Annotated in this window: 15 protein-coding genes; 8 read left to right on the top strand and 7 right to left on the bottom strand. The window is 63.2% G+C overall.

Annotated features, from left to right (window positions below):
• Window positions 1-219 precede the first annotated feature (219 nt).
• Window positions 220-390 (top strand): AAA family ATPase, encoded by a 171-nt coding sequence (locus H4W01_RS00505; RefSeq protein WP_240406814.1) that lies wholly within the window; start codon window positions 220-222, stop codon window positions 388-390.
• 5 nt (window positions 391-395) lie between these two features.
• Here the strand turns inward: H4W01_RS00505 and H4W01_RS00500 are convergent, their stop codons facing one another.
• Window positions 396-980, bottom strand: a complete 585-nt coding sequence (locus tag H4W01_RS00500) for a DUF6118 family protein (RefSeq protein WP_209609409.1) — start codon at window positions 978-980, stop codon at window positions 396-398.
• 10 nt (window positions 981-990) lie between these two features.
• On the bottom strand, window positions 991-3,807 hold the full coding sequence (traA, locus tag H4W01_RS00495) for a Ti-type conjugative transfer relaxase TraA (protein ID WP_209609407.1): 2,817 nt from the start codon (window positions 3,805-3,807) through the stop codon (window positions 991-993).
• On the opposite strand from traA, the gene H4W01_RS00490 reads away from it, so the two are divergent.
• From H4W01_RS00490 to H4W01_RS00480, 3 genes are all read left to right on the top strand, one after another.
• Window positions 3,806-4,306 (top strand): conjugal transfer protein TraD, encoded by a 501-nt coding sequence (locus H4W01_RS00490; RefSeq protein ID WP_334685093.1) that lies wholly within the window; start codon window positions 3,806-3,808, stop codon window positions 4,304-4,306. The two genes, traA and H4W01_RS00490, sit on opposite strands and share 2 nt — an antisense overlap.
• Complete coding sequence (locus tag H4W01_RS00485; protein WP_209609405.1) at window positions 4,263-4,571, top strand: conjugal transfer protein TraD; 309 nt, start codon at window positions 4,263-4,265, stop codon at window positions 4,569-4,571. Before H4W01_RS00490 ends, H4W01_RS00485 begins: the two co-directional genes overlap by 44 nt.
• 72 nt (window positions 4,572-4,643) lie before the next feature.
• On the top strand, window positions 4,644-5,153 hold the full coding sequence (locus H4W01_RS00480) for a MucR family transcriptional regulator (protein WP_209609403.1): 510 nt from the start codon (window positions 4,644-4,646) through the stop codon (window positions 5,151-5,153).
• A 46-nt stretch (window positions 5,154-5,199) separates the two neighbouring features.
• Here the strand turns inward: H4W01_RS00480 and H4W01_RS00475 are convergent, their stop codons facing one another.
• A complete protein-coding gene (locus H4W01_RS00475) occupies window positions 5,200-6,162 on the bottom strand; it encodes a FecR family protein (RefSeq protein ID WP_209609401.1) in 963 nt (320 codons plus the stop codon).
• Window positions 6,163-6,178: 16 nt separating this feature from the next.
• Entirely contained in the window at window positions 6,179-6,718 is a 540-nt protein-coding gene (locus tag H4W01_RS00470; RefSeq protein WP_209609399.1) for an RNA polymerase sigma factor, read from the bottom strand.
• Between the two features lie 130 nt (window positions 6,719-6,848).
• Between H4W01_RS00470 and H4W01_RS00465 the strand changes: the two genes are divergently transcribed.
• Window positions 6,849-7,100 carry a helix-turn-helix domain-containing protein gene (locus H4W01_RS00465; protein WP_209609397.1) on the top strand — a complete coding sequence of 84 codons (252 nt, stop codon included), beginning with the start codon at window positions 6,849-6,851 and terminating at the stop codon, window positions 7,098-7,100.
• A gap of 109 nt (window positions 7,101-7,209) precedes the next feature.
• Here H4W01_RS00465 and H4W01_RS00460 read toward each other — a convergent pair whose 3' ends face one another.
• Entirely contained in the window at window positions 7,210-8,979 is a 1,770-nt protein-coding gene (locus tag H4W01_RS00460) for a ParB/RepB/Spo0J family partition protein (RefSeq protein ID WP_209609395.1), read from the bottom strand.
• A 535-nt stretch (window positions 8,980-9,514) separates the two neighbouring features.
• On the opposite strand from H4W01_RS00460, the gene H4W01_RS00455 reads away from it, so the two are divergent.
• The 3 genes from H4W01_RS00455 to H4W01_RS00445 all read left to right on the top strand — a co-directional run bounded on the left by H4W01_RS00455 (window position 9,515) and on the right by H4W01_RS00445 (window position 10,625).
• Window positions 9,515-9,718 carry a helix-turn-helix transcriptional regulator gene (locus H4W01_RS00455; RefSeq protein ID WP_209609393.1) on the top strand — a complete coding sequence of 68 codons (204 nt, stop codon included), beginning with the start codon at window positions 9,515-9,517 and terminating at the stop codon, window positions 9,716-9,718.
• A gap of 308 nt (window positions 9,719-10,026) precedes the next feature.
• On the top strand, window positions 10,027-10,290 hold the full coding sequence (locus H4W01_RS00450; RefSeq protein WP_209609391.1) for a hypothetical protein: 264 nt from the start codon (window positions 10,027-10,029) through the stop codon (window positions 10,288-10,290).
• A 2-nt stretch (window positions 10,291-10,292) separates the two neighbouring features.
• On the top strand, window positions 10,293-10,625 hold the full coding sequence (locus tag H4W01_RS00445; protein ID WP_209609389.1) for a hypothetical protein: 333 nt from the start codon (window positions 10,293-10,295) through the stop codon (window positions 10,623-10,625).
• Here the strand turns inward: H4W01_RS00445 and H4W01_RS00440 are convergent.
• The gene (locus H4W01_RS00440; protein ID WP_209609387.1) at window positions 10,622-11,248 is read right to left on the bottom strand and encodes an SOS response-associated peptidase family protein; all 627 of its coding nucleotides are present in this window, start codon (window positions 11,246-11,248) and stop codon (window positions 10,622-10,624) included. The genes H4W01_RS00445 and H4W01_RS00440 overlap by 4 nt on opposite strands.
• Window positions 11,249-11,250: 2 nt before the next feature.
• Entirely contained in the window at window positions 11,251-11,397 is a 147-nt protein-coding gene (locus H4W01_RS00435; protein WP_209609385.1) for a hypothetical protein, read from the bottom strand.
• Window positions 11,398-11,470 lie beyond the last annotated feature (73 nt).

Genomic DNA, 11,470 nt, shown 5'->3' with positions numbered 1-11,470 from the left:
ACCCCAGGCGTGTTGGAGGCGGCGTGCACAGCGCTTTAGTCGTCGAGGACCGCTGCTCGGTACGGTCGTCGAAGGAGGGGCCTAGCGGGTCTAAGGTTGCACACGACCAATGCGCGTGCATCGGCCACGCCACTTTGTGAAGTGCCGGTCCGGATGGTCTGATTGCCCTTTCATTCGATCGATCGAAGCTGAAAGTTGGGGTACTGGAAGAGGGGGCCGATGCAGCTCGAGCGCGCGCGGATCAAAAACTTTAGATCGCTTCGAGATATCGAAGTCGGCTTCGGCGGGCATACAGCGTTCATCGGCGGCAACGGCGCGGTTAAGTCGTCGATACTGAAAGCGATAGAGACATTTTGGTCTGGTCGGCTGACCGCGACCGGCAGAAATTGAATCGCTTACTCGGCGTCAGATGGTGGCTTCGGAGCATAAGTAGCGATCATCCGCTCGCCCGCCGCGCGCTGATCCAATCCGATGGTGCGGGCAGCCATCCACTCAGGAACATGCCAGCTGGCAGGAAGCGACCGTGCAACGGCGCCAGGCAAGATTGCCATCAGCAACATTCCGCCGAGTGCGCCGCCAGCGCCGGTCCAGATAAGCCACCGGATCTGGACATCCGCCGCCTGCCCGCGCTCGACGATCCCGTCGATACGGCCGATCGATCGCGTCAACGCGTCGCGCGTTTCCCGCAACAGCGCGCGATCCTCGGCTCGAGCGTCTGCGCTCGCCTTGACGATTTCATCGGTCAGCGCCGCTGGCGTCAGTCGGACGGCCGGACTTTGCTCGACACGGTCGATGCTTTCGGCTGATCGCTTCAACGTCTCCGCCATCTGGCCGAGCGTTGCGCTGTAGTCCGGTATGCGCTCGCGTGCCGCCGTCAGCCCTTCGACCGCGCGGCGCGTGAGACTGATCTCGCCGCGCAGCGCTTCGAAGGCCTGATCGATGTCCTCTGCTGGAGCAGTTGGGTTGAGATTTTCGGTCATGAATCGAAGCCTATCTCCCCAATCCCCGACCACGCCAGAGGCTGGGTAGTTGCTGGAGGTCATGAGACAATGATGCTCCGGTCGAACTGCCGATTCCGAGGTCCTTGAGCCGATTTCGAAGCAGCGACTCGAGCTGCGGGTCACGGTGGAGGCTCTTCGCCATGCCGACCATGCTGTCCTGGACGCGGTGGATGGCGTCGTAATCGCCGGTGCGATTGAGCGATTGCAGCTGCCTGCTCTTCTGCTGCCATTCGGCGACGAACCGGTCGGCGCGCTGCGCCATGTCCACGCGGATTTCCCCCTCCAGCGTCATCGCGCGGATGGCGGCGGCGGTCTTGCCACTGGCCGCCTGGTCGATCAGCGCCGGGTCGGCGTTCATCGCATTGAGCAGATCACGTGCGCCCTCTGGCCTCAGCGCATTGAGCGCCTTGCCGGCTTCGGCAAATGCGGTCTTCTGGTGCTCCAGCGGCCCGAGGTCCATCCGGCGCATCCGAACGATGTCAGCGGCGGCGCGCCCATAGCGCTCGACCGCCTTTTCGAGCGGCGTCGTCTGTGGCTCGACGGCCATCGGCTTGAGCTTCAGCCCGGCGAACCGACTGCGGGGTGGCGTTGGCTGCGCGGCTTCGTGAGCGGGCGCTCGGGCATAATCCGAAGCCATATCCTTACCACGCTCTCGACTGAGCGTGCGGACCAGCTTGCCCGGATCGGCGAAGTCATCGCGACCATAGTGAAGGTCGACCTGGTCGCGGTGCCGTGACAGCGCGACATAGGCAGCATGGCGATCGAGCCCCGGCGTCGCGAGCACATGGACGCGGTCGACGGTTACCCCCTGCGCCTTGTGGATCGTGGCGGCGTAGCCGTGATCGATCTGGTTATAGTTCTTGATGTCGAACGCGACCGAGCGCCCATCGTCGAGCATCACCGCCATGCGTGTTTGCGTGAGGGTCTGGACGGTGCCGAGCGATCCATTCTTCACGCCCATGCTGCGCTCGTTTTTCAGGAACATGATCCGGTCGCCGGGCGCGAATGCACGGCGACCGCGTTCTGCTGCAATCGTGATGGCCTCGCCCAGTTGGCCCGCCGCGCGCAGCCGGTCGCGCGCTGCAAGGTTAAGGTCATGCACGGCGTCATTGGTGTGGGTGAGGATGATCCTGCTGGCGTCGGGATGCGCCTGACGATCACGGTCCCAGCGGTCGATCAGATCGGCGCTGGCCCGCTCTCGCGTTTGGGCCGCGTGCACATGCCCAGCGTCGTCATAGGCGCGAACGGCTTCAGCGGTCCGGCGGGTGGCAAGTTGGCGCGTCGCATCACGCTGCCAGTCTTCGCGCTGGCGGCGGATTTGGGTGATCTCGACACCTCCGTGTCGCTCGGCAATCGACCGGAACGCCGCGCCAGCTTCGATCGCCTGAAGCTGTTCTGGGTCACCGACCAGCACGACCTTCGCGCCGCGCTTTTCGGCCTCGGATATGACTCGTTCCATCTGGCGCGTACCGATCATCCCGGCCTCGTCGATCACCAGCACATCGCGGTTGGTGAGGAGCTCCCTCCCCTGTTCCCATTGATGTTCGAGGCTGGCGATCGTGCGCGACGCGATGCCTGATCCGCTTTCGAGATTTTCAGCAGCGATGCCGGACAGCGCAACGCCGCGAACCGCGTAACCATTCCCTTCCCATGCCTCACGGGCAACACCGAGCATCGCCGACTTGCCGGTACCGGCATAGCCGATCACGACACCAAGTCCTTTCGCCTCGGTGACGTGATCGAACGCGCTGCGTTGCTCGGGTGACAGGAACATGCCGCGCGCCGCAGCGCGCGCCAGCGCGACATCGCGTTGTCGCTCCGACACTCCATGCCGCTCACGATTGGCGATGACGCTGGTTCCACGCTCTAGCCGCTCCTCCGTCTCGATCATCGCGCGTGACGTGAAGCGCGCTTCGCCGCGCCCGTCCTTGCCGAGCGCGACCAGCTCGCGCGCGGCCTTTACCGCCGCCATCACCCGGTCGAACTGGTCCTTGTCATCGCTATGCCGGTGGACGAACATCGCGAGATCACGATTGGTGAAGGTCGCTTGCGTGCGGGTGATCGCATCAATCGCGATGCCAGGCTGCGCGATGATTTTCTCGCCATTCGCGCGGGCGATCTCGTGATGCTCGTCGAGCCGTTCGGATGCCAGACCCTGCGCCGCCCTGCGCGATGCCGCTGGGCCGATCTTGTGCTGTGGCTCCAAGTCGATGCCCTGCGCCTCAAACGAGCGGTGATCGATCCGTGCATCGATATCCAGTTCGGCCAAACGCGTGTTGACGTGCTCGCTCCAACGCTCGCGCCATTTCTCCAGCAGGTCGGTGCGGTTCCAGTCGCGGTTCTTCTTGCCGAACCCGTCCTCGCCGACCTCGCGCATCGTCAGCATGACATGCGCGTGCGGCTTCGCCATGCCGTCGGCACCGACATCCCAATGCACGTTCAAATCGGCGATCATGCCGCGGTCGACAAACTCGTCGCGCACGAAGTCGCGGGCGAGCGCGATGCCTTGTTCCTGGGTCATTTCTCTGGGAATCGCGAACTCGATCTCGCGGGCGAGTTGCGCGTCGATCCGCTTCTCGGCCGCTTCGACCTCGTTCCACAGCTTTTCGCGGTCGGACAAATGCTCCGGCGCGCCCTCGGGCAGCAGCACTTCGGAGTGAACGACGCCGGCCTTGTTCGAGAAGTCGTGATGGCGGTCGAGCCGCTGGTCGTGCAGCCGCGAAGCCGAACGATAGGCAGCGGAAGCAACCGCGCTCGATCCTGAGGCGCGGGATATGACTTTCGCCGAGAAGTGGTAAATCGCCATGACGGCAGCCCACTTACACTTCAGAAGCGACGTCGGCACGACGTATAAGCGCGCCCTCAAAACATTTCATGTATTTCGGGACGCCGAAGTCTCAAGACATTTCAACGCATTGCCGCTGATCGACTGCAGCGATATTTGGTTCGTCCTCCACATACAAGCAGAGGACTGTGTGATGCGCAAACCCCGCGATTTCGATGCTGAACTGAAAGCGCTAAGCAGCAAAGCAAAGCTGCTGCGCGACCGCAAGCTGGTACAATTGGGCGAGCTGGTCGTGGCAACCGGTGCCGATACCTTGCCGATCGAAACCCTGGCAGGCGCGCTGCTCGCCGCTGTAAAGGCGAACGACGGCGCGACACAGGAGGCGTGGCGGAAAAGCGGCGCGGCCTTCTTTCAACGGACGCCACGCAGCGCTGCGATCAACGCTGATCGGGATGCAGGTGGCGCTGCGGCGGACAATGGCGGCGCGCAATCGTCTGCTGTTGATGCGCGCCCGGCATGACATGCGCGATTGGCAAGTGAAACGCCGCGAACGCACGCGCCAGTTGATCGAGCTTGGTGGTCTGATCGCCAAAGCAGGACTGATCGAGCTGACCGATGACGATCGTGCGGCGATCTTCGGCCTATTGATCGAAGCCGCCGCGCGTCTGCGGTGCGACGATCAAGAACAGATTCTAGTGCTGTGGCGACGACGCGGGATACGCGCCTTTGGAGACATGTTCGAGACATCAGCCGCCGATAAGAATGTCCCTCAAACGCGCGCGTAATTGCCCGGAATGGCTATTGCACCGCCAGCTTGCTACTGACGCCAGCGCAAACTTCCATTGGACAGGACTCGAATGACTGACGAAGCAACACTGAATGCCGTCGAACTCGCCACTGAACTGACCATCGCCTGGCTCGGCAATACCAACAATCGCGCTGCTGCAGACGATGTTCCGGCCTTCCTGCGCACCATGCACGCGACGATCACTGACCTCGGCGCAAGCAGCGGGGCGGCAGACACCACGAGCGACGAAGCAGAAGAGGCTGAACAGTTCTCCCGGGCCGTCACGGTGCGCAAATCGCTGGCGTCGAAAGACCACATCCTCTCGATGATCGACGGCAAACCGTACAAGACGCTGCGCCGTCATCTTTCGACGCACGGGATGACGCCAGAGCAATATCGCCAACGCTATAATCTCAAGGCCGACTATCCGATGGTCGCCGAAACCTATTCGGAAGCGCGTCGCGCCATGGCGGTGAAGATTGGCCTTGGCGCAAAGGGCCGCCAGGCCAAGGCACCCCCCGCCGCGCCAGTGGCGACGCCCGCAAAGCGCGGACGGCCGAAGGCCACGCAAGCTGCGTGATGGAAAGTCTGCGCCCGCGCGATCCGAGATCGCGCGGGCGTGAACGTCACGAATGCAGCGTGATCGAGCCGTCGCTATTGGTCTGCGCCTTCAGCGGCAGCACCGTGGTGACGGCTGCTGTGAAACTGCCGACATCGCCGGTTTCGACCGATCCGCTGATCCGCGCCCGGGCAAAGTCCGGCGCGTCGAGCCGGACCGGCGTTTTGACGTAGCGATTGACCTCGGCGATCGCGTGTTCGAGCGTCATGCCGTCGAGCACGATGCGCCCTTGGGTCCATGCGAGCGCAGGTGTGGTCTCCACTGTACGAACGGCGCTCCGCTGCGCGCCGTCGAGGGTCAGTCCCTGCCCTGCCCGCAACTGTGCAATGGGCTGCTCGCCCGAGCTGACCCGCACCCTTCCCTCAACCAGCGTCACGTCGATACGGTCGCCGCTGCGCTGGACATCGAACTGCGTGCCCGTCGCCAGAACGCGCGCATCGCCAGCCTCGACGGTGAACGGTCGCGCGGCATCGTGCGCGACTGTGAAATACGCCTGTCCGCGCGCCAGCGAAATGCGGCGCGCTTTTTCCTCAAAAGCCACCGTCAGCACTGTATCGGTGTCGAGCATGACCTTCGACCCATCGGCCAGCCGGATCGTGCGCTGCTCGCCGATCGCGGTTGCGTATCGGTCGCCGCTTAAGGGCCATGCGCCGAAGATCGTGAGGCTTGCGACAACCGCCGCAATCCCTACCGCCGCCATTGCGCCAACGCGGAGCGATTGCCTGTTGGATGGAGCAGATCGCGTCAGCGCTTGCGCTGTCGCGGCGGCAATAGCGGGCCGACCAGCAAGCGTGCCGGTCTCGCGATAGAAAAGATCGACCGCGTCGAACGCCTCGCGATTGCCGGGGATCTTGCGCCATTCGAAAAACTGTTCGAGCATTCGCGCGGACACGGGAAGCGTCTGCAACCGCGCATACCAATGCGCGGCTTGCGCAGCGGCGTCATCGCCGTCCACCTCATTGTCATTCATGAGACTGTGCCGCCGTCTAGTCGCGCAAACTGCTCATGCACAATGCCAACGCCTTGCCCATCCGCCATTCGACGGTCTTGACCGAAATCCCGAGTGCCGCCGCAATCTCGACATTGCTCATATGCCGGAAACGGCTGAGCACGAAAACGTCGCGCATCTTCTCGGGCAAGTCGAGCACGATCCGCTCCAGCTCGACCGTCGCCTCCTGCTCCAATAAGCCCGGCGGTCCTGCGCCAGCCCCTGCTCTCAACTGCTCAACCGAATTCCGATGCCGCGCCCGAACCGACTCGCGACGTTTTCCGTCCCGGAAAAGATTGAGTGCTGTCTGCGATAAAAACGCCTTAGGATGAACGATCATCCTGCCGGGCTGGCTTGCTGCGCGAAGGTACGTTTCCTGCACAATGTCCTCCACATCGGCTGGCTGCGCACGAAGCCGTCGCAGAAGATACATGCGGAGCCAACTTCCATGCAGTCGAAATAAATCATCGACTCCGGAGGTCTCGCGTTCCCGCGATTTCGTCATTTGGGCATCAAAATCTTTTACGAGCCTCACCACGACAGCTCCGTCAAATCCCACGACGTGGTGCAGAGCGATCCGCGATCAGGCTGCACCGACAGCATAATATCCCAATATGGGTTATTCCAAAAGCGGATTTAGCAGACTGTGCTTTACCGAAAGAAAGCACATGTCGAAGTCGGTTTTCTCTGATCGGTATCGAGTGTTCTTGCGCCATATCGTTGATCGACGAAAGCAAGCGGGGCTGACCCAAACCGACTTGGCCGCTCGCCTCGTCAGAGCTCAGTCCTTCATCTCCAAATCGGAAAATGGCGAGCGGCGCCTCGATTTTGTTGAAGTCGTTGAGTGGCTTACGGCCCTCGGCATCGATCCCGCCACATTCGTGCGAGATGTCCTTCGGGACCCCGGATTTGATCTATAACTTTCCGCTGTTGGGCGTCGCACCTGAGTCATCGCCAACCGGTACGATGCCACCGTTTCTTAGGCTGGAAGATGACCGGGGGCACCGATAGGCACCGCCGGTCATCGGCTCATGCAGCACGCGCGATCGGCGTGATGTGCGGGGTCACCGCTTCAACGAGGCCGCCCAACGCCATGCTGCGACTGACCGTCTGCACCCCGCCGCGCAGCGTATAGGCAGCAGGCGGAAACGCCATCCAGCGCGGCACCCAGCCTTCGACCTTGGCGCGACCATTGGCACCGGTCAGGCAATCCCGGATGATCTGCCGCTTTACCTTGCCCGTCGCCCCCGCATTGGCGGTGGCAACGCCCGCACCCGCGACATCGCTCAGGACGCAGCCCAGCACTTCGCGGTCGCGGATCAGGTCGAGCAACGCGTCGTCGGCTTCCCACACGCCGCGCATCTCGACACCAAGATGGACACCGAGCAGTTCGATCAGCGCACTGCCCGCCTCCAGCGTCTCGGCCATGACGATGGCAAGCACATCGCGCACCGCACTATCGGTCAGTTCCAGCAACCGGACGAACAGGCCCGCAATGCCGTGATCACCGTCATAGCCGCCGGTGACGGTGGGGGTGTCGGGATCGAAGCCAAGCAACGCCAGCACGGCGCGCCGTCGTACATCGAACGCGGCTTCGGAGGCGCAATTCTCGACGCTCTCGGCGATGGCATCGTTCGCCGAACGCTGCGGCTCGACCGACACGCGCCATAGCGATGATACGGCAATCGCGTGCGCTACCATCAGACGCAGCGCCACCGATGGATTTGCCACCACCGCCGACCGAACGGCGGCGTGCCGGTGAAGATCGACATAGTTCTGGATCGCCGAACCGATCTCGGGGCGAACGGGCTGCGCCATGGGAGTTTCGCTGCGTGTCAGCTTGCGCGCTTCCTTGGTGGTCAGATAGCCTTCGTGGAACGCGACATCGCCGCGTGGTCCAACCGCCACGAACACCTTGCCGCCCTTGCGCTTGGGTGTGCGCTCGTGCTCCCATGCGTGGAAGGGGTCGCCGGTCGGCAGAATTACGACATCGGACCAGCCTGCCTGGGTGTAGGCCTCGGCGCGTTCGGCTATCGCTGCTTCTTGCGAAGCCCAGAACGCCTGCGGGTCGGCGAAATAGCGATCCTCGCCGAAAAGGTCGGACACGATTTGGCCGGTGTAGCGGTCAAGGTCGAACAGCGCGGCCCGTACCGGGATCGACGCGCCTCCACATGCCCACGCCTTCACATTATGGCCGGTCGGGCAATAGGCTGCTGGATCGTCGAACAAATCCAGCCATTCCCGCTGCCGTGCCTTTGAGACCAGCGTCAGATGCCGCACGGTCGCGGCATCGATCTCCCCTTTGCGGTAGAGCCCCCGAATGCGGGGCAGCAGATTGCCGAGCGCCAGCGTGCGTTTCACCTGTAGCTCGGTCAGGCCAAAGGTCAGCGCGATCTCCTCCGGTGTTCGGCCTTCGCGCACCAGCCGGGTAAAGCTCTCCCAGCGCGCCACCTCATCGGGATCGACCCGTGCGATATTCTCGATCAGCGAGGCTTCGAGCGCGGCGGCATCATCGCCCGCCGCCATCACCGCGCACGGCAGCGGCTCGGCTTCACCGCTTTCCTGCGCGACCGCGAGCGCTGCATGATAGCGCCGCTTGCCCGCCACGATCTCATAGGTGTCGGGACTGCCGCCTTCCACGGGTTCAGCACTGGGTTTGGCCCGCACGATCAGCGGCACCAGCACGCCGCGTGCGCGCACCGATGGCAGGATGCTGGCCAGATCGATGGGTTTGCCCTTCACCCGCATGTTGGCGGACGAGACGGACAGGTTGGCGATGTCGATATGCTTGAGTTCCATGGGTACCACTCCTTCAAACACCGCACCCGGTGCCGGAATGGCGGGGGAGCGGCAGGAGCGGACCGGCAGGCCCGTCGGCAGAGGCAGGCCGCACCCGAACGGGGCGGAATGTAATGGAGCACTCAGGCACAGCCTGAGTTGCGGCCTGCCGCGACGGGCCTAAGGGACAGCGACGCTCCCCCGCCAGATCGACGCCGGAGGCGCAAACGCCATCGCGCCCAAAGCGCGATGACCGCAGGCCGGGCGACCTGCCCGGCTCCGATCGATCGCGCGCGATCGATCCTCCGACAAAGATCGTCACCCACCCGGGGCCGAAACGCCAAAGGCGACTCGGTGGCGGACAGCGCCATAGAACTCGACCGCGCGTCGGTGCGGGACGCCACAAGCCGGAATGCTCCCTGACTTTATGGGGGCTGTTCGGGCCTGTCTGGTGCAGCCTAGTGCACCTCGGCCCCCGCCCCCTTGTCCTGCGCCCAGGCCATCTCAATCCTGATCGCAGCACGCCATTGGATCACACGCGAGACAGGATCATGCCATGACCACCGATACCCCCGACCGTATTCTCCGCCTCAACACTGTGCTCGACCGCACTGGCCTCAGCCGGGCAACGCTGTATCGAAAAGTGCAGGCGGGCACCTTTCCGAAGCAAATCCGCATCGCAGCTCGCTGCGCCGGTTGGCGGGAGTCGGCCGTCAATGACTGGATGCGCAATCCAATGTTCTATGAGGCCAAAGACTGAGAGCAAGAGCGGTTGGTCAGCGGTGTGCCCAAAGTGTTCGAGCACGCCGAGATGTGTACCAGCGCGGTGATCGCGCCATCGCGGAAAACGTGAGGCGGGCGGCCACGTTGCGGCGCTCACCCTCTGTGATCGGCGCTCAGTTTCTATCGAAGAAACCGGCTTTTGCTATGTTGTCGTTCGGGAAGCGTCGGCGACCGAACTGTTATATGCCATCTGTTTGTTCCTATAATGTTCTTGTCGATCGAGCCTGCTCGCGCTCATGGTGTCGCCAGATGCAGGCACCAGCCTCATGCGATTCGGAGGACGAGATGCGACAGGTGAACGAGGCAGAGATGGTCTGGAACGTCAAATATGCGCTGCGGCGCGCGAGCACGACGCGCAAAAAGGACCTGGCCTCGAACGAGCGCGGCAAGCGCGACGTGGCGGAGCAGATCGTGTCACAGGAGATCGTCGCCGCACTTGCGCGCTATCAGGTCCTGTCGGATACGCCCTTGCCAGAGGACATCGATCTGTTCTCGCGCGCAGCATATAGCGATCCGCCCTTGCCAGTGGATATCAGCCGCAAGGACTGACTATGGCGCGTTTCGACAGAGACGGCGGCCGGATTGCGACGACGATCTTCGAGGCGGCCGCCTGGCACTATGCGGTCAAACCGGTCTGCAGCCGATGCCCGCATACGGCGACCTTTCATCCGCATGCGCTATGGTGGCATTTCCAGCGCAAGGGCTGGAGCGACAATCTGCGTGACGCGCGGGCGCGGTTCTGGTGTCGGCAGTGTGGAAAAGCGATCGGACAGCGCGTGCGCCCGCGACTCCTCGAGCTTGTGGCAGAGAGCGCGGCCGATATCTGCCTGACGCTGCCGCCGCCGCAGGAGTGGTCGCGCGCGGTGAACCGATTCAGGAGCTAGGCGACGCTCATCAGCTGCGACGGATAGGCCGCCTGCAACGCCAGCACGTCTTCGAACGATCCCTGCAGCCACCGATCGTGATCCTCGCGCAGCAGGATTACCGGCATCGCCTTGGGATGCTTCGGTGCCACCAGCGGGTTCGGCTCGGTGGTGCAGAAGGCGTACACGCGGTTGTGGTCCTGATCGACCTTCCACACCCCGGCAAAGCACGGCACGTCCTGGTTCTCAACGCTAAACCACCAGGCGGTGTCACCAGGACCGCTGCGATCCGCCGCCGCCTTTGGCTCCGAGAACTGCGTGAACGGCACCAGGCAACGCTGTTCCGGCTTGAGCAGCGACGGCTTCCACATCGAGTTGCCGAGATTGCGGCAGTTGGTCCACCAGTCGTACAGAAAGGGAAGCTCGCCTGCTTTGGCGGGGCGCTTGCGCGGTTTGCGGGTCGGAAAACCCCACTTCATCGTCGACACGACGCGCTGCCCCTCTTCGTCCCGCACGACATATCCCGGTTTTCCAGGCGCGGCATAATCCTTCTCGACGAGCAGCTCGTTGCAGTCGTCGTCGCTCGCGGCGAAATAGTCCTGATACTCGGCACGCGACGGGCGCAGGCGGTAAAGGTTGCACATCGTCAGCTCTTCCCAGTCGAGACGACGTCGAAGCCCCGCAGAGCGGTATCGGCGACAAAGCGGCGCAGATACGGATCAGGGTCGGCCATGGCCCCGAAGGTGCCGCAGAACGCGACGGGTGTCGAGCCACCGGTGCTGTGACGTGACACTGGCCGTTCTTGTTCCGCATTCCAGCAAGTACGGCAGTTAAGCTGCCTTTATTCCCACTGTTCGGCACGTCGA

The sequence above is a fragment of the Sphingomonas sp. PL20 genome, from assembly GCF_017875905.1.
GTDB lineage: Bacteria > Pseudomonadota > Alphaproteobacteria > Sphingomonadales > Sphingomonadaceae > Sphingomonas > Sphingomonas echinoides.
This window is presented reverse-complemented; position numbering and strand designations above follow the sequence as displayed.

Coding starts and splice junctions, on each gene's coding strand:
- H4W01_RS00505 (WP_240406814.1), top strand. CDS start 220: ATGCAGCTCGAGCGCGCGCGGATCAAAAACTTTAGATCGCTTCGAGAT.
- H4W01_RS00500 (WP_209609409.1), bottom strand. CDS start 980: ATGACCGAAAATCTCAACCCAACTGCTCCAGCAGAGGACATCGATCAG.
- H4W01_RS00490 (WP_334685093.1), top strand. CDS start 3,806: ATGACGGCAGCCCACTTACACTTCAGAAGCGACGTCGGCACGACGTAT.
- traA (WP_209609407.1), bottom strand. CDS start 3,807: ATGGCGATTTACCACTTCTCGGCGAAAGTCATATCCCGCGCCTCAGGA.
- H4W01_RS00485 (WP_209609405.1), top strand. CDS start 4,263: ATGGCGGCGCGCAATCGTCTGCTGTTGATGCGCGCCCGGCATGACATG.
- H4W01_RS00480 (WP_209609403.1), top strand. CDS start 4,644: ATGACTGACGAAGCAACACTGAATGCCGTCGAACTCGCCACTGAACTG.
- H4W01_RS00475 (WP_209609401.1), bottom strand. CDS start 6,162: ATGAATGACAATGAGGTGGACGGCGATGACGCCGCTGCGCAAGCCGCG.
- H4W01_RS00465 (WP_209609397.1), top strand. CDS start 6,849: ATGTCGAAGTCGGTTTTCTCTGATCGGTATCGAGTGTTCTTGCGCCAT.
- H4W01_RS00460 (WP_209609395.1), bottom strand. CDS start 8,979: ATGGAACTCAAGCATATCGACATCGCCAACCTGTCCGTCTCGTCCGCC.
- H4W01_RS00455 (WP_209609393.1), top strand. CDS start 9,515: ATGACCACCGATACCCCCGACCGTATTCTCCGCCTCAACACTGTGCTC.
- H4W01_RS00450 (WP_209609391.1), top strand. CDS start 10,027: ATGCGACAGGTGAACGAGGCAGAGATGGTCTGGAACGTCAAATATGCG.
- H4W01_RS00445 (WP_209609389.1), top strand. CDS start 10,293: ATGGCGCGTTTCGACAGAGACGGCGGCCGGATTGCGACGACGATCTTC.
- H4W01_RS00440 (WP_209609387.1), bottom strand. CDS start 11,248: ATGTGCAACCTTTACCGCCTGCGCCCGTCGCGTGCCGAGTATCAGGAC.